The sequence below is a fragment of the Streptomyces sp. NPDC046977 genome (assembly GCF_040644455.1).
GTDB lineage: Bacteria > Actinomycetota > Actinomycetes > Streptomycetales > Streptomycetaceae > Actinacidiphila.
The window spans coordinates 235,526-255,619 of the sequence record NZ_JBEYWO010000009.1 but is presented as its reverse complement, the minus strand read 5'-3'; the positions used below and the strand labels follow the sequence as shown (position 1 = coordinate 255,619).

The following is a 20,094-nucleotide window of genomic DNA, read 5'->3' as shown; positions in this document are numbered from 1 at the left end:
CGCCGAGTTCCCAGGAGGTCGACCGATGCACGCGAACAAGGGTGACCACGTCAGGCAGCACGGCCGCGTCGTCGGCCAGCACGACAAGGTGGCCGAGATCGTCGAGGTCATGGGCAAGAGCGGGGAGCCGCCGTACCGGGTGCGGTACGAGGACGGGCACGAGTGCATCCTGTCGCCCGGACCGGACTCGACGGTGGAGGACGAACACGGCGTGACCCGCACCCCCCAGCCGTAGCGCTGCGCTCCGCCGCCCGGATCCGACCTCCCGCCCCCGGTACCGCGGCCGCCCGCCGGCGGCCGCGGTAGCCAGTGCCTCGTCGCATGGGTGGGCGGGGGCGGCGGCACCGGCTCGGGCGCCCCCGCGATCCCGAGGCCGACGGGGAGTGCCCCGGCCGGCCCGCGGCTGGACAGCCACGACAGGCCGCTGCGGCTGGTGGCGGACGTCGACACCCTCGGCCCCGAGCGCGCCCAGGCTCTGGTCCGCCTCCCGGAGCGGCTGAGCGGGCTCCAGGACGAGATCGCCACCGACGTGCGGAACAGCACCGCGCAGCTCGCCCTGCGCTCGTCGCCGGCCGTGCTCACCGGCGCCACCGCCCCGGGCCTGGCCGTCTGCCGCACGCCCCGCAGAGCCCTGGCCGGCCCCACGGTTCTCCCGGCCGCTGTGCGGGTGCCCGCAGGTTCGGTGCGTCGCCGGGCACGGCGCCGGGGAACTTCCCGCGCGGCCGCAGGTCCTGGGGTGTGCTTCGACAACCGCGCCGGGTGCCCCGCTGCCGGGTCCCGCGGCGCGGCGTCGGCGTCGCCCCCGCCCCCGTGGGCCGGCTGCCGGGCGGAGCCAGGTCTCAGCGGGCCGGGGCCCGGGTCGGGTAGTGGTCGCGGACGACGCGGCTCATCGCGCCGATGGGGTCGGCGACGACCTCCTTGCCGGAGAAGAAGATGTTGCCCCGCACCTCGGGGTGGCGGGCGTCCAGGGTGAGATGCCGGGACAGCTCCGCGGGGTCCTGCCAGGCCTTGGCCTCGCCTGCGCCGCCGGCCCGGTACAGGGCCTCGCCGATGTAGAGCTGCGTACCCGTGCCGGAGACGACGTCGGACCACCAGGACACCAGGGTCGCGTAGTCGGCGATCTCGAAGCCGATGTTCCAGTACACCTGGGGGGCGATGTAGTCGATCCAGCCCTTGCGCACCCAGCCCCGGGTGTCGGCGTACAGGTCGTCGTAGGTCTCGACGCCGCCGCGGGTGTCCGAGCCGCGCGGGTCGGTGGCGGCGTTGCGCCAGACCGCGAAGGGGCTGATGCCGAAGCGGGCCGAGGGCCGCAGGCGCTTGATCCGCGCGGCGGTATCGCTCACCAGCAGGTCGGTGTTGTGCCGCCGCCAGGCGGCCCTGTCGGCGAAGCCGCCGCCGTACCGCTCGAAGGCGTCGTCGTCGGCGAAGGCCTTGCCCGCCACGGGGTACGGGTAGAAGTAGTCGTCCCAGTGGACGCCGTCGACGGGGTAGCGGCGCACCGCGTCCAGCATCGCGTCCTGGACGAAGGCGCGGACCTCGGGCAGACCGGGGTTGTAGTAGAGCTTCCCGGCGTACGGGACCGCCCAGCCGGGGTTGCGCACGGCGGGGTGGTCGCGCGACAGCCGCTTCGGGTCGGCGTGGTTGGCGATCCGGTAGGGGTTGAACCAGGCGTGCAGTTCCAGCCCGCGTGCGTGCGCCTCCTCCACGGCGGTGCCCAGCGGGTCCCATCCGGGGTCGCGGCCCTGAACGCCGGTCAGGTACTCCGACCAGGGCTCGTACGGGGACGGCCAGAACGCGTCCGCCGTGGGGCGGACCTGCATGACCACGGCGTTCAGCCGGCGGTCCACGGCCGTGTCGAGGTAGTCGAGCAGTTCGCGGCGCTGCTCGCGGGGCGTGCCGCCGCGGGCCGACGGCCAGTCGCGGCCCCCGACCGTGGCGAGCCACATGCCCCGGAACTGCGGCAGCGCTGTTCCGCCGCCCGCCGGGCCGGCGGCACCGGACGCGTGGGCCGTCGTCAGCGCGGCGGAGAGGGCCCCGGCCGCACCGGCGGTGAAGGCCCTGCGTGAGAGGTGTGCCATCGGTTCCCCCTGATGATCCGTCACTTCGGCCGATCATGCGGCGAACCGGCGGCCCCGGGCAACCCGTGCCGGGCCCCGGCGTGTCCCCTGACGGCCCTGTGCGTACCGCGAGCACGGCCCGGGGTGCGGTCCCGCGGGCGCGTCGCATCGGCGGCCTGCGGTGGTCCACCCGGGTGTAATGTCGATCGGGCTGGTCCGGCCCGTACAACGGTCCGGGTCTCCGTCTCGCGATCAGGGAGAGGCTGGGCGTTGAACGACGACATCCGTTTTGTCGGTGTGGTGGGCTGTGGCCAGATGGGTGCGGGCATCGCCGAGGTGTGCGCCCGGGCCGGGCTGTACGTCCGGGTCGCGGAGACCACCGGCGAGGCCCTGGAACTGGGCCGCACGCGCCTGACGACGTCGCTCGCCAAGGCCGCCGAGCGCGGCAAGATCACCGAGGAGGAGCGCGACACGGCGCTGGAGCGCCTCAGCTTCACCACCGACCTCGGGGACTTCGCGGACCGCGACCTCGTCATCGAGGCCGTCGTGGAGAACGAGCAGGTCAAGACCGAGATCTTCCAGGTCCTCGACCAGGTGGTGACCCGCCGGGACGCCATCTTGGCCTCGAACACCTCCTCCATCCCGCTGGTGAAGCTCGCCGTCGCCACCTCGCGCCCCGAGCAGGTGCTCGGCATCCACTTCTTCAACCCCGCGCCGGTGCAGGCGCTCGTCGAGCTGATCCCGGCGCTGACCACCGACGGCCAGACGCTGGTGCGCGCCGAGAAGCTGGTCACCGACGTGCTGGGCAAGCACCCGATCCGTGCCCAGGACCGCGCGGGCTTCGTGGTGAACGCCCTGCTCATCCCGTACCTGCTGTCGTCGATCCGGATGTTCGAGTCCGGCATCGCCAGCCGTGAGGACATCGACAACGGCATGGAGATGGGCTGCGCCCACCCGATGGGCCCGCTCAAGCTCTCCGACCTGATCGGCCTGGACACCGTGGCCTCGGTCGCCGACTCGATGTACCACGAGTTCAAGGAGCCGCTGTACGCCGCTCCCCCGCTGCTCCAGCGCATGGTCGACGCGGGCCGGCTGGGCCGCAAGAGCGGCCACGGCTTCTACGACTACGCGTAGTCCGGGGCTCGCGTCGCGGCCCGCCGGCCCTCGCCGGTCCGGGCCAGCTCGGCGCGGGCCCTGGCCGCCATCGGGGCTGCGCCCACGGCCGTGCTGATCTCCAGGGCCTCCGTCAGCGCCGCGCGCGCGGCGGCGGCCCGGCGCGGGCGGCGGTCGGCGGCGCCCAGCACGATCAGGCTGCGGGCGAGGTCGAGCGGCAGTGACCGCCCGCGCAGCCGGGTGACGGCGGACTGGATACGGGCGATGCCGCGCTTGTGGTGGCCCAGCGCCGTCTCCCGCAGCCCTTCGGCCCGTTCCAGGGCGGCGGCCACGCTCACGGGCGGGCGGGGCCCGGCGCGGCGGCGGGCGGCGCGCAGTACCTCGGCGGCGGCGTCGGTGTCGCCGAGGATGGCGCTCGCCTCGGCGAGGTCCCCGTACCAGCGCAGCAGCACCGGGTCGCCGATGCCCATCGTCTCCCCGAGCCGCCGTACCTGCCGCAGGGTGTCGACGGCCGCCGCGGTGTTCTCCCGTCCCCCGGCGAGCAGTTGGGCCCGGCCGCGCACGCCCAGGGCCCGCAGCAGGAACAGCTGGTCGCCGTCGGTCGTGCAGGCGCGCACGGTGCGGTCGGCGAGTTCCAGGGCGCGGTCCAGCCGGCCGCCCGCGGTCTCCGCGAGCGTCGCGGCGTAGAGCACCGGCGGGGAGTCGCTGCCGGCGCGGACCGGGAGGACGCCGCAGCGGGCGACGTTGTCCATGGCCTCGCGGCAGCGGCCGGACCTGACCTGGATGCGGACCAGGGCGACGAGGGTGGCCGCGGTCTCCTCCACGGAGGCGTACTCGCCGGTCCGGCCGAGGAGCCCGGCCATCGCGGCTTCCGCCTCGTCGATGCGGTCGGCGTCGGCGGCCAGCAGCGCCCGGGTCCGTACGAGTTCGCGGGCGCCCGGCTCGTCGGCGGGGCCCAGCAGCGCCGCCGCCTCGTCGAGCGCGGACTCGGCGGCGTCGGCCTCGCCGTGCAGCGCGTGCAGCCGGGCGAGCAGGGCCAGGGCGGCCACCCGGGTGTCGGCGGTGACGGCGTCCGCGCCCGCGAAGGGCCCGGTCCCGGGCGCCGGGTGGGCGGCCCGCCGCGCGTGCGCGGCGGCCTGGGCGGGACGGCCGCCGATCAGGTGCCGTACCGCGGCCCAGTGGTGCAGGCGGGCTTCCAGTTCCGGGTGCCCCTCGGCCTCGACGAGGCCGTCCGTGATGAGCCGGCCGGTGCCGCCCAGGGCCTGCCCGGCGTTGCCGAGCATGATCAGCCGGGCCCGCACGCGCTGCGGGGCGGAGGCCGCCTCGGCGAGGGCGGTCTCCGCGAAGCGGTCGGCGTCGGCGCGCAGGCCCGCGTCGCTGGCGTACTCGGCGGCGGCCAGCAGCCGTTCGGCGCGCTCGGCGGGGCGGTCGGCGGGGGTCCGGCGGGCGGCCAGCGCGGCCAGTTCGGCGGCGGTGGCGGGGGCTCCGCGGCGGCGTGCGGACCCGGCGGCGGAGGTGAGGGTGGCCGCGGTGGTCTCGTCGGCGTGCGGATGGGCCAGGACCAGGTGGCGGGCGTGCTCGACGGGTTCGGGCACGGCGCGGGCGAGCAGCTTGTGGACGGCGCGGCGGCCGTGTTCCGGGGCGTCGGCGTAGACGGCCGCGCGGATCAGCGGATGGTGGAAGCGGATCGTCTCCTCGGCGTCGGCGACGGCGACCCCGAGTGCTTCGGCGGTGGCCAGGTCGGCCGCCGGGTCCGGGATGCCGGCGGCGGTCAGCAGCGGCAGCGTGGGACGGGCGGCGGCGGAGGCGACCAGCAGCGTCTGCCGGGCGGAGGCGGGCAGCAGCCGTACCCGGTCCAGCAGCAGGTCCCGCAGCCGGGGCGGCACGGACAGGGTGTCGCCGGCCTCGGCGGGCATGCCGTCGCGCAGCGCCGCGACGCCGAGCTCGATCGCGTAGAGCGGGTTGCCCGCGGCGGTCTCCTGGATCGCGCGCAGCGCGTGCTCGGGGAGCTGCCGGCCGGTGCGTTCCCGCAGCAGGTCGGCCACCTCGCCGTCGGCAAGCGGGGGCACGGGCACGGTGGTGGTGCCCGGCGGGCAGCAGCGCAGGCCGAGCGGCTCCTCGCCGTCCATGACGCGCTCGGCGGCCAGGAAGCGCACGGGGGCGTTGTCGTACAGGCGCCGCAGGGCGACCGCGAGCACCTCGGCGCTGGGCATGTCGACCCACTGGAGGTCGTCGACGACGAGGAGGACCGGGCCGGCGGCGGACAGCGCCCGCAGGAGGTCGACAGCCGCGTCGCGCACGGCCAGCCGGCTCTGCGGGGAGACCGGCTCACGTTCGCGCAGCAGCGCGGCGCGCAGCGCGGCGCGGGGGCCTTCGGCCAGCCCGTCCACGTAGCTGTCCGGGACGCGGGCGAAGAGGTCCATCAGCGCGACGAAGGGGAGCTTGGCGTCCTCCTCGACGGGGGCGCAGCGCAGGACAAAGCCGTCGGCGTCGGCCTGCCCGGCGGCCGGCGCGCTCAGCGCGGTGAGCAGCGCGGACTTGCCGATGCCCGCGGACCCGTGGAACAGGACGCCCGGACCGGCGCTCAGCTGTGTCCGGGCATGGTCGAGGATCTCCCGACGCCCGATCAGGGACGGCATATGCACATGACAACGTTTGTGCAACTACCTTGTCAATGGCGGGAGTCCGCCCGGGGCGGAGGGATCGGTCACGCCACCCCGTCGGGATCGGGGAGCAGCACGACCCGGTGGGCATGGGCCCCGGCGGCGACGGTGGCGTCGCAGGCGGCGACCACGGTGATGCCCGCGGCGGCGACCCGGCGCAGTTCGTGCCACGCGCCGTCGCTGATGACGGTGGTCGTCACGGCCGGACCCCGGTGCCAGGGCGCGTCGTTGAGCGCGTGCTGGAGCGCGGAGCGCTGCGGGCCGGGCGGGCCGACGACGGCGATGAGTTCGCCCGCGGGCGCGGACAGCGCGATGTCGGTGGCGGTCGGTGGTGCCATGTCTGCCCCTCTGCTCGGTTCTCCTCCGGTGACACCCCTCGTGCGGCGCGTGCGCACAAGGCAGACAATGAGCGTTTTGCTCACGGATCGACCAAGGTGTACCAAGGATGAGCACGATCAGACGCGCGGCACTCCGGGACGCCGGGTCACGGTCCGGGCGACGGACGCCTGTTCGGGCACCCGCGGAGCGTCCCGGTGCAGCACGAGCAGCGCCATGTCGTCGGTGAGCCGGCCGCGGGTGTGCCGCATGTAGGCGGCGCGCACGGCGTCCACCAGGGCCCGCGCGCACAGCGTGTGGCCGCCCGCGGCACGCGCGGCGCCCTCCAGGGCCGCCGCCAGCGGGAAGAACGTGCCGTCCGCGTCCCGGGCGTCCGCCACGCCGTCGGTGTGCAGGAACAGCGCCTGCCCGGGCAGCAGCCGCCCGCAGCGCACCGCCTTCGCCCCGGCGGCCGCGTCCACCAGCCCCAGCGGCGGCAGGGGCTCCCCCGCGTCCAGCGGCAGCGCCAGGACGCTGCCGGGCCGGTCCGCGGACAGCCGGTAGGGGCCGGGGTGGCCGCAGTTGAGGACGTCGACCTGGCCGTCCTCGTCGAGCTGGAGCAGCATCAGGGTGACGAACTCCTCGGCGGCGAACGGGCGTTCCTGGATGTGCCGGGCGAGGGCCCGGTCCAGCCGCGCCAGCAGCCCGCCGAGTTCCGGCTCGTCGTACGCGGCCTCCCGGAAGGTGCCGAGCAGCGCCGCGACGGTGCCGATGGCCTCCAGTCCGTGACCGCGCACGTCGCCGATGACGGCGCGCACGCCGTGCGGCGTGGCCAGGACCTCGTACAGATCGCCGCCGACGTGCGCGCCCCGGCTGGCGGACACATGGTCGGCGGCGACCGTCAGATCGTTCACCCGCTGCGGGAGCGGGCGCAGCAGCACCCGCTGGGCGGCGAGCGCGACCTCGCGGGTGCGGGTCAGTTCGGCGGCGAGCCGTCTCCTGCGGTCCGCCAGCCAGAAGCAGGCCGCCAGCACCGCGACGACCGCCACCGCGGCACCGGCCCGTGGTCTGCCCGGCCCCGGTACGAACAGCGCGGCCACCGCCAGCCCGCCGCTCAGCGCGACGCACCGCCGCCGTCCGGTGCCCGCGCAGGCGAGCGCGGGCGCCGCCGCGACTCCGGGCAGCCACTCCTCCCCGCCGGGCACCCCGCAGGCCAGCCCCAGTACGGCGGCCACCCACGCACCCGGCCACACGAGGAGCAGCCACCCCCGCACCCGGCCCGTCACCGCCATGGCCACCCTGGGTCCGATCATGCCGCCGGGCTCCCCCTCGCAGCCGTCGCTCCCGCGTCGAGCGGGGCTGGTTCGCCCCCGATTCTGTCGACCGACCGGCCGGGATCCAGCCTCTCCCCTGCCAGTTCACCCGATCGTGCGACGTGACCCTTATGTGGCCCGGCCGGGGGTATTGGGGTGATCGTCCCCGCCCCTCGTGCCCCGCGTGCCTCCCGTGCCCCGCATCGCCCGGACACGCGCGCGGGGCGCCCCCGGTGACCCGGGAGCGCCCCGCTCCGCGCCGGCGCCGGTGCCCCGGCGCCCTTGCCCGTCCTACGCGCCGCGCAGGGTGGCGCCGGTGCGCTCGGCGGCGACGGCGACCGCGGCGTCACGGGCCGCGGAGGCCTCCTCCGCGGTCAGCGTGCGGTCGGCGGCACGGAACCGCAGCGAGTACGCCAGCGACTTCTTCCCTGGGCCGATCTGGTCGCCGGTGAAGACGTCGAACAGGCGCAGCGCCTCCAGCAGCCCGCCGGCACCGGACCGCAGGGCGGACTCGACGTCGGCGGCCGGGACGGAGGCGTCCACGACGAGCGCGACGTCCTGGGTGGCGACCGGGAAGGCGGACACCGTGGGGGCCGCCACCACGCCGGCCGAGGCGCGCTCCAGGCGGTCCAGGTCCAGCTCCATGGCGGCGGTGCCCTCGGGCAGGTGCATCGCCTTGATGACCCGCGGGTGCAGCTCGCCCGCGTTGCCGACGAGGACCTCCTCGCCGTCCACGACGGCCAGTAGCGCCGCGCAGCGGCCCGGGTGGAACGGGGCGTGCCGGTCCTGGCGCACGATCAGTTCGACCCCCGCCTCACCGGCGACGATCCGCCCGGCCTCGACGGCGTCGGCCCAGGTCGCGGCGCGGCCCTCGCCCCACCAGCCGGCCTGCTCGCGCGCGCCCGACAGGACCACGGCGACCCGGCGGGGCTGCCGCGGGAGAGCGGCGTCGAGCGCGGCGATCTCGGCGTCGGTGGGACGCCGGTCGACCGGCAGCCGCGGCGGCGCGGGCTCCTCGCCGCTGGGGCGGAAGACCAGACCGGTCTCGAAGAGCGCGAGGTCGTGCGCGCCGCGCCCCACGTTGCGGCGCAGGGCGCCCAGCAGGCCGGGGAGCATGGTCGTGCGGAGCGCGGGCTCCTCGTCCGACAGCGGGTTGGCGAGCCTGACGGTGATGCGGCGCGGGTCGTCCGCGTCCAGACCGAGCTGGTCGAAGACGCCCTCACCCAGAAACGGGTAGTTCTGCACCTCGACGTAGCCCGCCCCGGCCAGCGCCCGGCCGACCCGGCGGCGCAGCTTCTGCGACTCGGTCAGCCCGCGGCCGGAGGGCAGGTTCGGCAGCGTGGAGGGCAGGTTCTCGTAGCCCTCCAGCCGGATGACCTCCTCGGCGAGGTCGTTGGGGTCGCGCAGGTCGGGGCGCCAGGACGGCACGGTGACGATCAGCTCGTCGGCCCCGTACACGTCGCAGCCGACCTGCTGGAGCCGGCGCACGACGGTCTCGCGGCCGTACTCCCTGCCCGCCACCTTGTCCGGGTGGTCGGCCGGGATCGTGATGGTGTGCGGCGCGGAGGGCGCGGTGATCTCGGTGACGCCGGCCTCGGCGGTACCGCCCGCGAGCAGCACCAGCAGGTCCACGGTGCGCTGCGCGGCGGCGGACGCGGCCAGCGGGTCCACACCGCGCTCGAAGCGCTTGGACGCCTCGGAGGACAGCTTGTGGCGGCGCGCGGTGCGGGCGATGGCGACCGGGTCGAAGTGCGCGGCCTCGATGACGACGTCGGTCGTGGTGGCGCCCGTCTCGTCGATCTCGGTGTTGGCGCCGCCCATGACGCCCGCCAGGCCGATCGGCCCGCGGTTGTCGGTGATGACCAGGTCCTCGGGGTCCAGGACCCGGACCTGTCCGTCGAGCGTCGTCAGCTTCTCGCCGGGCTGCGCGCGACGCACGCCGATCGCGCCCTCGACGCGCTGCCGGTCGTACGCGTGCAGCGGCTGGCCGAGCTCCAGCATCACGTAGTTGGTGACGTCGACCGCGAGCGAGATCGGCCGCATGCCGGCCTTCTGCAGGCGGCGCTGCAGCCACACCGGCGAACCGGCCTCCGGGTCCAGCCCGGTGACGGTCCGTGCGGTGAAGCGGTCGCAGCCGACCGGGTCGGAGACCTTGACCTCGTAGCCGTAGGAGTTCGGGCCGGGCACGTCGAGCAGCGCCGGGTCGCGCAGCGGCAGGCCGTAGGCGATGGCCGCCTCACGGGCGACGCCGCGCATCGACAGGCAGTAGCCGCGGTCGGGGGTCACCGCGATGTCCAGCACCTCGTCGACGAGCTCCAGCAGCTCGATGGCGTCGGTACCGGCCTCGTGCTCCGGCGGCAGCACGATGATGCCGTGCGTGCCGTCGTCCCCCATGCCCAGCTCGGCGCCCGAGCAGATCATGCCGTGCGAGGTGCGGCCGTAGGTCTTGCGCGCGGCGATCTCGAAGTTCCCGGGCAGCACACCGCCGGGGAGGACGACCACGACCTTGTCGCCGACGGCGAAGTTGTTCGCGCCACAGACGATCTCCTGGGGCTCACCGGTGCCGTTGGCGATACCGACGTCGACGGTGCAGAAGCGGATCGGCTTCTTGAAGCCCGTCAGCTCCTCGATGGTGAGCACCTTGCCGACCACCAGCGGGCCCTTGAGGCCGGCGCCGAGCTGCTCGACGGTCTCGACCTCGAGGCCGGCGGAAATGAGCTTGGCCTGGACGTCGCGGCCGGACTCGCCGGCGGGCAGGTCGACGTACTCCCGCAGCCAAGAAAGCGGGACCCGCATCAGATCTCCATCCCGAACGGAAGGGTGAAGCGCACGTCACCCTCGACGATGTCTCGCATGTCCTCGACGTTGTGACGGAACATCAGCATGCGCTCGATGCCGAAGCCGAAGGCGAAGCCGCTGTACTTCCGCGGGTCGACGCCGCAGGCGGTGAGCACCCGCGGGTTGACCATGCCGCAGCCGCCGAGCTCGATCCAGCCCTCGCTGCCGCAGGTGCGGCAGGGCCGGTCCGGGTTGCCGACGGACTCGCCGCGGCAGACGTAGCAGACCATGTCCATCTCGGCGGAGGGCTCGGTGAACGGGAAGTAGTTCGGGCGGAGCCGCGTCGTGATGTCCGCGCCGAACAGCGACTGGACCATGTGGTCGAGGGTGCCCTTGAGGTCGGCCATGGTCAGGCCCTCGTCGACGGCGAGCAGCTCGACCTGGTTGAAGACCGGGGTGTGCGTCGCGTCGAGCTCGTCGGAGCGGTACACCCGGCCGGGGCAGATCACGTAGACCGGGGCCTCGCGGCCGAGCAGCGAGCGGATCTGCACCGGGGAGGTGTGCGTGCGCAGCACGACACCGCTCTCCTGCGGGTCGGACCCGGCGGGCTTGTCGCCCTCGACGAAGAAGGTGTCCTGCATGGTCCGGGCCGGGTGGTCCGCCCAGATGTTGAGGGCGTCGAAGTTGAACCACTCGGTCTCGACCTCGGGGCCCTCGGCCACCTCGTAGCCCATGGCCACGAAGATGTCCTCGATCCGCTCGGACAGGGTGGTCAGCGGGTGCCGGGCGCCGCGCGGGGTGCGGTCGTAGGGCAGCGTGACGTCCACTGCCTCCTCGACCAGCACGCGCTCGTCGCGCTCGTTCTCCAGCACCTCCTGGCGGGCCTTGAGCGCCTGGTTGACCGCGCCGCGGGCCTGGCCGACGCGCTTGCCGGCCTCCGCCTTGGCGTGCGGCGGCAGCGCGCCGATCTCACGGTTGGCCAGGGCGAGCGGCGAGCGGTCCCCGGTGTGGGCCACCTTGGCCTCGCGCAGCGCGTCGAGGTCGGCGGCTTCGGCGATCGCGGCGAGCGCCTCGTCGCGCCGGCGCTCGATCTGTTCCGGTTTCAGTGCCTCGACCTCGACAGGGTCGTACGACTTGTTCGGTGCCGACATTTCTTCCCGTTCCGATGTGGGTGATGGCGTGGCCGACCTGCCTGCCCGACCGCTGAATGCCAAGGGTCGAGTCTATCGGGGCCACGGGGAAAGGCTGGTCACGCCCGTCGGGGCCGGTGGAGGACCACGCGCGCTCAGGCCAGGAAGGCCGGCGCCCCGACGGGCAGGATAAATCGGAACTGGGCGCCCTTGCCGGGCGCGCGGCCCACGATGATGGTGCCGCCGTGGGCCTCGACGATGCCCTTGACGATGTACAGCCCCAGGCCCGTGCCACCGCGCTTGCTGCCCCGCCAGAAGCGGGTGAAGACGCGGTTCATGGACTCCTCCGGGATGCCTGGTCCCTCGTCGCTGACGGTCACCGCCGTGCCGGCCTGGTCCCGCTCGCGAGGGGTGTCCGCCGGGCGGGGTGCCGCGGATACGTCAATGGTGACAGTTCCCTCGCCGTGGCGCACGGCGTTTTCCAGCAGGTTCCCGAGGATCTGGTCGACCTTGTCGGGGTCGGCCCACAGTTCCGGGAGCGGTTCCGCCACCCGGACGAGGAAGCGGTCCGGAGACTCCCCCGCGGCGACGAGCGCGTCCACGTGGCGGCGGATCGCGGCGACCATGTCGACCCGCTGGCGCCGTACCTCCAGCCGGCCGGAGTCGATGCGGGAGATGTCGAGCAGTTCGGCGATCAGCCGCGTGACGCGGTTGGCGTCGGCGTCCACGGTCTCCAGCATGAGCTTCTTCTGGTCCTCGGTGAACCGTTCCCACTTCGCCAGCAGGGTGGCGGTGAACCCTTTGACCGAGGTGAGCGGCGAGCGCAGTTCGTGCGCGACGGTGGCGATCAGCTCGGCGTGGCTGCGTTCGGTGCGCCGCCGGGCCTCGGTGCCGCGCAGCGCGACGACCAGCCGCCGCACCGGGCCGGTGGGGTGGTCGCGGACGTAGCGGGCGGAGACCAGCACCTCGCGTCCGCCGGGCAGCAGCAGGTTGCGCTCGGGCTGCCCGGTGCGGGTGGACAGTCCCTCGTACGGCTGGGTGAGCTGCCACCAGCGGCGGCCGTCCAGGTCCTCCAGCGGCAGTGCCCGGTCGATGGGCAGGCCGATGACCCGGGCGGGTTCGAGCGCGGTGATGCGGGCGGCGGCGGCGTTGAAGCAGACGACCAGTCCCCGCTCGTCGGCGACGACGAGGCCGTCGGGCAGTTCGTCGGTCGTGATGCCGAACTCGGTCAGGACGGCGGTCCAGGCCGGCAGCTCGCGTGGCGCCGTACCGTCGGTCGTCCTGACATCCATTGGCGCAACCCCCTCTCCAGGGCGGTCCCCGGGGCGCCACCCTACTAGCTCAGGGTTACCGTGCGGCACCCTCCGGGAGCACGCTGCGCCCGGGCGGAGGCGTAGAGGCACACGGCGGCGGCCGTGGCGAGGTTGAGGCTCTCGGCGCGACCGTGGATGGGGACGCGCACCACCTCGTCCGCCAGTGCGCGGGTCTCCTCCGGCAGGCCCCAGGCCTCGTTGCCGAAGATCCAGGCCGTCGGGCCGCCCATCGTGCCCTCGTCCAGCTCGGCGTCGAGGTCGCGCTCCCCCGCGCCGTCGGCGGCCAGCAGCCGCACGCCGGCCCCGCGCAGGCCGTCGACCACGGTCTCCATGGGGACGCCGACCGCCACGGGCAGATGGAACAGGCTGCCGACGGAGGCGCGCACGGCCTTGGGGTTGTACAGGTCCACCGAGGCGTCGGTCAGCACGACCGCGTCGGCGCCGGCCGCGTCGGCGCAGCGCAGCACGGTGCCCGCGTTGCCGGGGTCGCGCACATGGGCGAGGACGGCTACCAGCCGCGGCCGGGCGCGCAGGACCTCCTCGAACGGGGTGTCCAGGAAGCGGCAGAGGCCGACGACACCCTGAGGGGTGACGGTGTCCGACATCTCGGCGACGACCTCGTCGGTCGCGGTGAACACGGGCACGCCGGCGGCCCGGGCGGCGGCGACGATCCCGGCGTGGCGCTCCGCGGCCTCGGGGGTGACGTAGACCTCGACGAGGTGGGCCATCGCCTCGCGCACGGCCTGCGGCCCCTCGGCCAGGAAGCGGCGCTCCTTGCCGCGGAAGCTGCGCTTGGCGAGGCGGCGTGCCGCGACGACGCGCGGGGACCGCAGGGATGTCAGCTCGGGGCCGGCCATGGGGGTGCACTCGATTCGGTCGGGTCTGGCGGGCTTGCGGGGGCGGACGGCGACGGCGCCCCGGACACACCTCGGACCCGCAGGCACGCGGCCTGCGGGTCCGGAAGGAGCGTGGGTCAGGCCGCCTTCGGGGCGTTGACGTCGCTCGGAAGGGCCTTCTGGGCCACCTCGACCAGCGCGGCGAACGCGTTGGCGTCGTTCACGGCCAGCTCCGCGAGGATCTTGCGGTCCACCTCGACGTTGGCGGCCTTCAGACCCTGGATGAAGCGGTTGTAGGTGATGCCGTTGGCGCGGGCAGCGGCGTTGATGCGCTGGATCCACAGCTGACGGAAGTCGCCCTTGCGCTTCTTGCGGTCGTTGTAGTTGTAGACGAGGGAGTGGGTGACCTGCTCCTTCGCCTTGCGGTACAGGCGGGAACGCTGACCGCGGTAACCGCTGGCCTGCTCGAGGATCGCCCGGCGCTTCTTCTGGGCGTTGACTGCCCGCTTGACGCGTGCCACTTGATAACTCCTTTTGAGGGACCGCGGAAGTCGTCACACGGTCCGAAAGCGAATGGGTCCCGGTCCAGCGGCGCGCCCCCTGGTCGAAGGGGGCGTGCCGTCACTTGCCGAGAAGCTTCTTGATCTTCTTGGCGTCGGGCTTGGCCAGGACGACCGTGCCGGTCAGGGCGCGGGTCTTCGATGACGGCTTGTGCTCAAGCAGGTGGCGCTTGCCGGCGCGCTCGCGGATCACCTTGCCGGAGCCGGTGATCTTGAATCGCTTGCTCGCACCGCTGTGGGTCTTGTTCTTCGGCATGCGCCGTAGTCTCCTCGTCGCTGGCCCTCCCGTCCGCCCGGGGGCGGACGGAGAGCGTCAGTCCTTCGTTTCCTGGCCCGGAGCGGTGCTCCGGGCCCTGGCGTAGCCGCCGGACACCGGTCCGGTGGCGTCAGCCGGCGTCGGCGGGAGCGTCCTGCTGCTGCTCCTGCTCCTCACCGTGCTCGTCGGCGGGGTCGAACTCGTCGTCCGGGCTGCCCGGCAGGCGACCGGCCTTGCGGGCGGCCTGCGCCTCACGGGCCTCGGCCATCGCCTCGGTCTTCTTCTTGTGCGGACCGAGGACCATGATCATGTTGCGGCCGTCCTGCTTCGGCGAGGACTCGACGAAGCCCAGGTCCTGGACGTCGTCCGCGAGCCGCTGCAGCAGCCGGAAGCCCAGTTCCGGGCGCGACTGCTCACGACCGCGGAACATGATCGTGATCTTGACCTTGTCGCCCTGCTTGAGGAACCGGACGACGTGACCCTTTTTGGTGTCGTAGTCGTGCGGATCGATCTTCGGCCGGAGCTTCATCTCCTTGATGACCGTGTGCGCCTGGTTCTTGCGCGCCTCACGGGCCTTCATGGCCGACTCGTATTTGAACTTGCCGTAGTCCATGAGCTTGCAGACCGGCGGGCGTGCGTTCGCCGCCACCTCGACGAGGTCGAGGTCGTACTCCTGCGCAAGCTCCAGTGCCTTGGCAAGCGGCACGATGCCGACCTGCTCGCCACTGGGACCGACGAGTCGCACCTCGGGGACGCGAATCCGGTCGTTGATGCGGGGCTCGGCGCTGATGGGGCCTCCTCGGTAGCACCACGCGGCTGACTGGCCGACAGCCGCGTAACATCTGTGTCGTTGGTTGCCGCCCGCGAGAAGACGCAAAAAACGCCCCTAACGGGTCACAGGCGGGCTCCTCACAACCGGGAGCACCGCCGCGGTATTCCCCGCGGGGCGCGTCGGGCACCGCGTCCTCGTCGAGGACACGTCGCCTGACCGGTGACCCGTCGGCCTCCAGGGCCGGCAAGGTGGGAGATCGGAGCTCCACTTGTGGGCTGGTGTCCACCGCGTCCATGGGCTCCACCGGGTACTGCTTCGGTGTGCCGCTCGTCTGCGGAGGGTTGTCCAGCCGGTCGATCGTCAAGCATACCAGCCATCGACCGCAGACCGTAATCGGACGACGTGGGCCTATCGTGTGAGGCATGAGCGACGCCACCTCCCAGCACGAGTCCCCCTCCGCGGACCGCCCCGACTTCGACACGATGACCCGCGACATCGCGGACGTTCCCGCGGTCGAGGTGATCACGACGGTCGCGGTGCACCTGATGAGCGCGGCGGCGGTGAACCTCGGCCTCGCGGAGGAGGGCGACCAGCACAAGGACCTCGACGAGGCGCGCAAGCTGATCACGGCGCTGGCCGGGCTGATCACCGCGGGCGCGCCCGAGATCGGCTCCTACCACGCCGCCCCGCTGCGGGACGGCCTGAAGTCGCTGCAGCTCGCGTTCCGCGAGGCGTCCACGGTCCCGGACGCGCCGGGCGAGGGCCCCGGCGAGAAGTTCACCGGTGCCGTCCACGGCTAGGGCATGCTTCGAAAGTCCCTCCCCGGCTGCCGCTGGGGGACCTCCCGGCCCTGCCGGGGCGGGCGCCGTCAGCGCGTGAAGAGGGGCTCGCCCGGCAGCGTCGCGCTGTCGGGCAGCAGCGCCAGTTCGATGCCGCGCACGAGCGCGCCCCGCAGCACCTCGTCGCCCGCCAGCGCCGCGGAAACGCGCTGCGCGACGGCGCGCACGTCCGCGGCGGGCCCCAGCACGATGCCCAGGGTGCCGTCCGAGCCGGCGGAGGGCACCAGGTGGGCGCGCAGGACGTCCGGCTCGCTGGCGACGGCCGTGCGCAGGGCCGCGCGGACGGCGGGGTCGGCCAGCGGGTCGCCGCTGCCGCGGCCGGCGGCCACCGCCCGCAGCGCGGCGCCGGTCAGGGCGTAGGGGACCGGGCCGGCGATGTCGACCAGCAGCGTGTCGGCCTTCTCGTGGACCAGCGCCTGCAGGGCCTGGGCCAGGGGCACGGCCACGGGACGGGCGTCCGCGCGCCAGCGGGCCAGCGACCCGGTCGAGGTGAACGCGGGCAGGGCGCGGCGGCCGCCGGCCTCGATGGTGGGCACGGCCATGTCGCTGGTCTTCTCCCGGCGCAGCCCCCCGGGCCCCTCCTCGGTCTCGCCCAGCAGCGCGACGACCGGCACCAGCAGACGCGCGCCCGGGAGCGCGGCCAGCACCTCGTCCTCCGCCGACGGGTCGGCGCCGAAGGCGGCCAGTGCCGCCGCCAGCCGGGGGTCGGCGGAGCCGTCGTCGTCGGGGAATCCGGAGTCCGGGATGTTCTTGGGAGGCACCCCCCGAGGGTAGCCGCAGGACTCGGGGCGATTGTCAGCAGTCCTTCATGCCTCTCTCATGGCACACGCAGGTTCGGCCCCTAGCTTCACGGACATGGCACCCGACTCGTCCGCCCCGTGGCGGCGCCGGCTCGCCGGCCGCCGTCGCGACCGCTCCCGTGAACGCTCCGGCCCGGACGGCGCGCGCCCGCACGGGGCGGTGCGCGACGTGGCGGCCGTCGCGGTCGTGACGACCGCGGCCCTGAGCGCCGTGCTGTCCGTGTCCGCGACCCACCGGCACCTGCCGTCCGCGCCGGTCTCCGCGGTGCCCGCGAAGCCGACGCCGGAGGTGCCGGCGGACGTGGTCTCGGGCGAGGCCGAACGACGCGTGGAGGTGGACTTCGACGACGTCGTCGGCACGGCGCTCGCGGGCGTGACCGGCGGCGGCCGCGCCGAGTACTCGGTCGCGATCACGGACACCGCTTCGGGCGACAGCGCGGTGCACGGGCAGGGCGCGTACGACACCGCGAGCATCGTCAAGGTGGACATCCTCGCCACGCTGCTGCTCCAGGCGCAGGACGCCGGGCGGGCCCTGACCGCGCACGAGCGGGCCCGGGCCGAGGTCATGATCGAGGACAGCGACAACGCGGCGGCCCTGGAACTGTGGCAGCGCATAGGCCGCGCCGCCGGTCTGGACGCCGCCAACAAGCGCCTGGGCCTGACCGGGACGAGCGGCGGCAGCGGACTGCTGTGGGGGCTGACGCAGACCACCGCGGCGGACCAACTGACCTTGCTGCGGGCGGTGTTCGGATCGCACGGGGTGCTGGACGCGGCCTCGCGCGGCTACATACGCCAGTTGATGGGCCGGGTCGACGCGGGGCAGGACTGGGGGGTGACGAGTGCGGCCGACGGCGCCTTCGAGGTCAAGAACGGCTGGCTGCAACGGAGTACGACCTCGCTGTGGGACATCAACAGCATCGGCCGGATCGCCTCGGGCGGTCACACCTACCTGGTCGCCGTCGTCTCGCGCGGCAGCGCGACGCAGGCCGAGGGCATCGCGCTGGTCGAGGACGCGGCCGAGGCGGCGGTGGCGGCGTTCACCAGGGCTGCGGGCGGCTCCGCCGCGTCGTGAGCCGGGGCCGCAGCCACAGGGCGGCGGCGACACCGACCAGGACGGCGCCGCCGGCGGCGAAGGCCGCGGCGATCCCGTCGCCGAAGGTGTCCCCGTGCACGGCGGCCGCCGCCCGCGCGGTGCCGGGACCGGGGCCGAAGTACCTGCGCGGGTAGCCGGCGGGGCTCGGGGCCGGGCTCTGCGGCCGCAGGTGGTCCGCCGCCGCGAGGGCGGCCGCCGGGTCCACCAGTCCGTAGCCGACGGAGTCGCTGCGGCCGCCGGGCGGGGCGTCCCGCGCCGTGTCCTCCAGCAGCCGCTTGACCTGGGCCGGGCTCAGCTTCGGGTGGGCGGAGCGGATGAGCGCGACGGTGCCGGAGACGTAGGCCGAGGCCGTACTGGTGCCCCACCCCTCGTAGTAGCGGCGGTTGGGGTCGGCGATGACCACGTCGACGCCGGGCGCGGAGACGGCCGCGTACCAGCGCCGGGTGGAGAAGGCGGCGCGGGTGCCGTAGCGGTCGACGGCCGCGACGGCGATGACGCCCGGGTACGCGGCCGGGTACGAGGCCCGGTTGCCCTGCTCGCCGCCGTTGCCCGCGGAGGCCACCACGACCACGCCCTTGCTCAGGGCGTACTGGATGGCGTCGTCCTCCTGCGCCTCGGGGTGGGCGGTGCGGCTGTCGTCGCCGAGGGAGAGGTTGATGACGTCCGCGCCGTGGTCGGCAGCCCACCGGATGCCCTCGGACAGCGCGCCGCCGCGGGTCGTGCGGGCCTTCTTGCGCTGCGGGTCCTTGTCCTCCAGTATCACGCGCACCGGGAGGATCCTGGCCTCGGGCGCGATGCCCATCACGCCGTCCTCGCCGCCGGGACCGTGGCCGTGGCCCGCGATGATGCCCGCCATGCCGGTGCCGTGCCGGGCCCACGCGTCGTCCCCGCGGCCGTCGCCGAAGCCGATCAGGTCCTTGCCCCGGAGCACCTGCCCGGTCAGGTCGGGGTGGGAGTCGTCCACGCCGGTGTCCAGGACGGCGACGGTGACGCCGCGGCCCTTCGTCGTCCGCCACGCGTCCCGCGCGTGCAGGGCGTCCAGTGCCCAGTCCGCGTCCCGTACCGCGTCCGCGTGCGCCGGGACGACCGGCACCAGGGCGAGTCCGGCGGCCGCGACCACTCCCGCGGCGACGCGCCGCATCGTGCCGGTCCTCATCGCGCGCCTCCCGAGGGGGACGCCGTCAGCGACCGCGCGGCCTGCCGGGCCCGGCTGCCGACGGTGTCGGCGAGGGCCTTGGCGTCGTGGCCGAGGCCGGCCTGGGCGGGGGCCGCGGTGGCGCCGTCGGCGACCGCGGAGGCGACGGGCTGGGGGACGGCGGTGTCGCGGCCGTCGGCGAAACCGCTGACCGCGTACACGACCACGGGCAGGTCGGCGGCGATGTCCACGGTCCAGGTGGCGCGCTGCTTGTCGCCGAAGCCCGCCGACACCGTTCCGGGGAAGGCGACCGGACGGGGCATCAGATCGGCGCGGGAGCCGAGGCGCTGGGTGGTCCACCGGTCGTGGAGCCCGCGCATGACCGGGGCGCCGGCCGAGGTGACGAGGAGTCCGACGGTCGTCACCGCCCCGGCCGAGGCGTCGGTGTACGTGGCGCGGAGCAACTTCACGCAGCCGGCCGGCCGCAGCACCTGGGCCAGCAGCGGGTCGAAGGCCTCGGCGCAGCCGCTCGGCGGCGCCACGCCGATCCGCGTCCAGGTGCGGTCGGCACCGCCGGGGCCCGCGCCGCGGCCGTCCAGTACGGGCGGGAAGAGCGTGTCGACCGGCGTGCTGTGCCACAGGGCGCGGGCCTGCGCGAACTGCCGCGCGCTGATCTGCGCCGCGGTGGGGGCGGGGGTGGCGGGCTCGTGGTTGATCCACAGTCCGGCCGCCGCTCCGCCGAGCAGTCCGAGGCCGAGCACCAGGCACAGCGCGGCTGCGGCGGCGCGCGGCCGGGCCTGCGCGGCGTGGGCGGCGACGCCCGGTGGACGCGGTGGCGGGGCGGGCTGCGGGACGGGCGAGGACCACGCGATCGTGGGCGGGTGGCCGGGCTGCGGCGGCGGACCCGTGATCCCGGGCCGGATGGCGCCGGCGGCGGGCGGGGGCCAGGCGGCGGAGGTGGGGGGTATGGGGCGCGGTGACCAGCTCGGCCGGGGGGTGGTGCCCCCGCTGTCGAAACCGGTGCTCACCCGGTGCCCCCTCACGGCCGGTTCGGACACGGCCTGTTCGCCCATTGGACCTGCGGCGTCACTCTACTGGTCGTGACGGCCCCGCGCGGTGCG

At 74.6% G+C, this 20,094-nt stretch carries 18 protein-coding genes and 1 pseudogene; 5 read left to right on the top strand and 14 right to left on the bottom strand.

All coding sequences use genetic code 11. The features are described from left to right. Window positions 1–25: 25 nt before the first annotated feature. Together ABZ883_RS16795 and ABZ883_RS16790 are read left to right on the top strand one after the other, a co-directional pair. On the top strand, window positions 26–235 hold the full coding sequence (locus ABZ883_RS16795) for a DUF1918 domain-containing protein (RefSeq protein ID WP_360906408.1): 210 nt from the start codon (window positions 26–28) through the stop codon (window positions 233–235). 168 nt (window positions 236–403) lie between these two features. Further along, window positions 404–637: pseudogene (locus ABZ883_RS16790) on the top strand (hypothetical protein); the annotation flags it as partial. Window positions 638–839: 202 nt separating this feature from the next. Here the strand turns inward: ABZ883_RS16790 and ABZ883_RS16785 are convergent. Further along, window positions 840–2,078, bottom strand: coding sequence for a family 10 glycosylhydrolase (locus ABZ883_RS16785; RefSeq protein WP_360906406.1), 1,239 nt, complete (start codon window positions 2,076–2,078; stop codon window positions 840–842). 249 nt (window positions 2,079–2,327) lie between these two features. Here ABZ883_RS16785 and ABZ883_RS16780 point away from each other — a divergent pair, with 249 nt between their 5' ends. Beyond that, the gene (locus ABZ883_RS16780; protein ID WP_360906404.1) at window positions 2,328–3,191 is read left to right on the top strand and encodes a 3-hydroxybutyryl-CoA dehydrogenase; all 864 of its coding nucleotides are present in this window, start codon (window positions 2,328–2,330) and stop codon (window positions 3,189–3,191) included. Here ABZ883_RS16780 and ABZ883_RS16775 read toward each other — a convergent pair. From ABZ883_RS16775 to infC, 10 genes are all read right to left on the bottom strand, one after another. Next, window positions 3,182–5,809 carry an AAA family ATPase gene (locus ABZ883_RS16775; RefSeq protein ID WP_360906402.1) on the bottom strand — a complete coding sequence of 876 codons (2,628 nt, stop codon included), beginning with the start codon at window positions 5,807–5,809 and terminating at the stop codon, window positions 3,182–3,184. The genes ABZ883_RS16780 and ABZ883_RS16775 overlap by 10 nt on opposite strands. A gap of 68 nt (window positions 5,810–5,877) precedes the next feature. Then, the gene (locus tag ABZ883_RS16770; protein WP_360906400.1) at window positions 5,878–6,171 is read right to left on the bottom strand and encodes a hypothetical protein; all 294 of its coding nucleotides are present in this window, start codon (window positions 6,169–6,171) and stop codon (window positions 5,878–5,880) included. A 117-nt stretch (window positions 6,172–6,288) separates the two neighbouring features. Beyond that, the gene (locus tag ABZ883_RS16765; RefSeq protein ID WP_360906398.1) at window positions 6,289–7,461 is read right to left on the bottom strand and encodes a PP2C family protein-serine/threonine phosphatase; all 1,173 of its coding nucleotides are present in this window, start codon (window positions 7,459–7,461) and stop codon (window positions 6,289–6,291) included. 291 nt (window positions 7,462–7,752) lie between these two features. Beyond that, window positions 7,753–10,257, bottom strand: a complete 2,505-nt coding sequence (pheT, locus tag ABZ883_RS16760) for a phenylalanine--tRNA ligase subunit beta (RefSeq protein ID WP_360906396.1) — start codon at window positions 10,255–10,257, stop codon at window positions 7,753–7,755. Further along, window positions 10,257–11,390 (bottom strand): phenylalanine--tRNA ligase subunit alpha, encoded by a 1,134-nt coding sequence (gene pheS / locus ABZ883_RS16755; RefSeq protein WP_360906394.1) that lies wholly within the window; start codon window positions 11,388–11,390, stop codon window positions 10,257–10,259. The genes pheT and pheS overlap by 1 nt, the downstream gene beginning before the upstream one ends. Before the next feature lie 134 nt (window positions 11,391–11,524). After that, the gene (locus ABZ883_RS16750) at window positions 11,525–12,661 is read right to left on the bottom strand and encodes an ATP-binding protein (protein ID WP_360906392.1); all 1,137 of its coding nucleotides are present in this window, start codon (window positions 12,659–12,661) and stop codon (window positions 11,525–11,527) included. Between the two features lie 44 nt (window positions 12,662–12,705). Next, window positions 12,706–13,539, bottom strand: coding sequence for an RNA methyltransferase (locus tag ABZ883_RS16745; RefSeq protein ID WP_360906390.1), 834 nt, complete (start codon window positions 13,537–13,539; stop codon window positions 12,706–12,708). A gap of 116 nt (window positions 13,540–13,655) precedes the next feature. Next, entirely contained in the window at window positions 13,656–14,039 is a 384-nt protein-coding gene (gene rplT, locus ABZ883_RS16740; RefSeq protein WP_018564305.1) for a 50S ribosomal protein L20, read from the bottom strand. Window positions 14,040–14,139: 100 nt separating this feature from the next. Beyond that, on the bottom strand, window positions 14,140–14,334 hold the full coding sequence (gene rpmI, locus ABZ883_RS16735) for a 50S ribosomal protein L35 (protein WP_319662038.1): 195 nt from the start codon (window positions 14,332–14,334) through the stop codon (window positions 14,140–14,142). A 130-nt stretch (window positions 14,335–14,464) separates the two neighbouring features. After that, window positions 14,465–15,124, bottom strand: coding sequence for a translation initiation factor IF-3 (gene infC / locus ABZ883_RS16730; RefSeq protein WP_360906508.1), 660 nt, complete (start codon window positions 15,122–15,124; stop codon window positions 14,465–14,467). 404 nt (window positions 15,125–15,528) lie between these two features. Between infC and ABZ883_RS16725 the strand changes: the two genes are divergently transcribed. Next, window positions 15,529–15,906: a DUF1844 domain-containing protein gene (locus ABZ883_RS16725; protein ID WP_360906387.1), complete on the top strand. Its 378-nt coding sequence runs from the start codon at window positions 15,529–15,531 to the stop codon at window positions 15,904–15,906. Window positions 15,907–15,974: 68 nt separating this feature from the next. On the opposite strand, the gene ABZ883_RS16720 is transcribed toward ABZ883_RS16725, so the two are convergent. Then, window positions 15,975–16,706 carry an SseB family protein gene (locus ABZ883_RS16720; RefSeq protein ID WP_360906385.1) on the bottom strand — a complete coding sequence of 244 codons (732 nt, stop codon included), beginning with the start codon at window positions 16,704–16,706 and terminating at the stop codon, window positions 15,975–15,977. 94 nt (window positions 16,707–16,800) lie between these two features. Here ABZ883_RS16720 and ABZ883_RS16715 point away from each other — a divergent pair, with 94 nt between their 5' ends. Further along, window positions 16,801–17,817: a serine hydrolase gene (locus tag ABZ883_RS16715; RefSeq protein WP_360906383.1), complete on the top strand. Its 1,017-nt coding sequence runs from the start codon at window positions 16,801–16,803 to the stop codon at window positions 17,815–17,817. Here ABZ883_RS16715 and mycP read toward each other — a convergent pair. Beyond that, entirely contained in the window at window positions 17,783–18,994 is a 1,212-nt protein-coding gene (gene mycP / locus ABZ883_RS16710) for a type VII secretion-associated serine protease mycosin (protein WP_360906380.1), read from the bottom strand. The genes ABZ883_RS16715 and mycP overlap by 35 nt on opposite strands. Beyond that, entirely contained in the window at window positions 18,991–20,001 is a 1,011-nt protein-coding gene (locus ABZ883_RS16705) for a hypothetical protein (protein WP_360906378.1), read from the bottom strand. The genes mycP and ABZ883_RS16705 overlap by 4 nt, the downstream gene beginning before the upstream one ends. Window positions 20,002–20,094: the final 93 nt, after the last annotated feature.

Bases quoted from the DNA above. Each gene is read 5' to 3' on its own strand.
- ABZ883_RS16775 (WP_360906402.1), bottom strand. From the start codon at position 5,809: ATGCCGTCCCTGATCGGGCGTCGGGAGATCCTCGACCATGCCCGGACA.
- ABZ883_RS16715 (WP_360906383.1), top strand. From the start codon at position 16,801: ATGGCACCCGACTCGTCCGCCCCGTGGCGGCGCCGGCTCGCCGGCCGC.
- ABZ883_RS16745 (WP_360906390.1), bottom strand. From the start codon at position 13,539: ATGGCCGGCCCCGAGCTGACATCCCTGCGGTCCCCGCGCGTCGTCGCG.
- mycP (WP_360906380.1), bottom strand. From the start codon at position 18,994: ATGAGGACCGGCACGATGCGGCGCGTCGCCGCGGGAGTGGTCGCGGCC.
- rpmI (WP_319662038.1), bottom strand. From the start codon at position 14,334: ATGCCGAAGAACAAGACCCACAGCGGTGCGAGCAAGCGATTCAAGATC.
- ABZ883_RS16785 (WP_360906406.1), bottom strand. From the start codon at position 2,078: ATGGCACACCTCTCACGCAGGGCCTTCACCGCCGGTGCGGCCGGGGCC.
- pheS (WP_360906394.1), bottom strand. From the start codon at position 11,390: ATGTCGGCACCGAACAAGTCGTACGACCCTGTCGAGGTCGAGGCACTG.
- ABZ883_RS16765 (WP_360906398.1), bottom strand. From the start codon at position 7,461: ATGATCGGACCCAGGGTGGCCATGGCGGTGACGGGCCGGGTGCGGGGG.
- ABZ883_RS16795 (WP_360906408.1), top strand. From the start codon at position 26: ATGCACGCGAACAAGGGTGACCACGTCAGGCAGCACGGCCGCGTCGTC.
- ABZ883_RS16770 (WP_360906400.1), bottom strand. From the start codon at position 6,171: ATGGCACCACCGACCGCCACCGACATCGCGCTGTCCGCGCCCGCGGGC.
- pheT (WP_360906396.1), bottom strand. From the start codon at position 10,257: ATGCGGGTCCCGCTTTCTTGGCTGCGGGAGTACGTCGACCTGCCCGCC.
- ABZ883_RS16725 (WP_360906387.1), top strand. From the start codon at position 15,529: ATGAGCGACGCCACCTCCCAGCACGAGTCCCCCTCCGCGGACCGCCCC.
- ABZ883_RS16750 (WP_360906392.1), bottom strand. From the start codon at position 12,661: ATGGATGTCAGGACGACCGACGGTACGGCGCCACGCGAGCTGCCGGCC.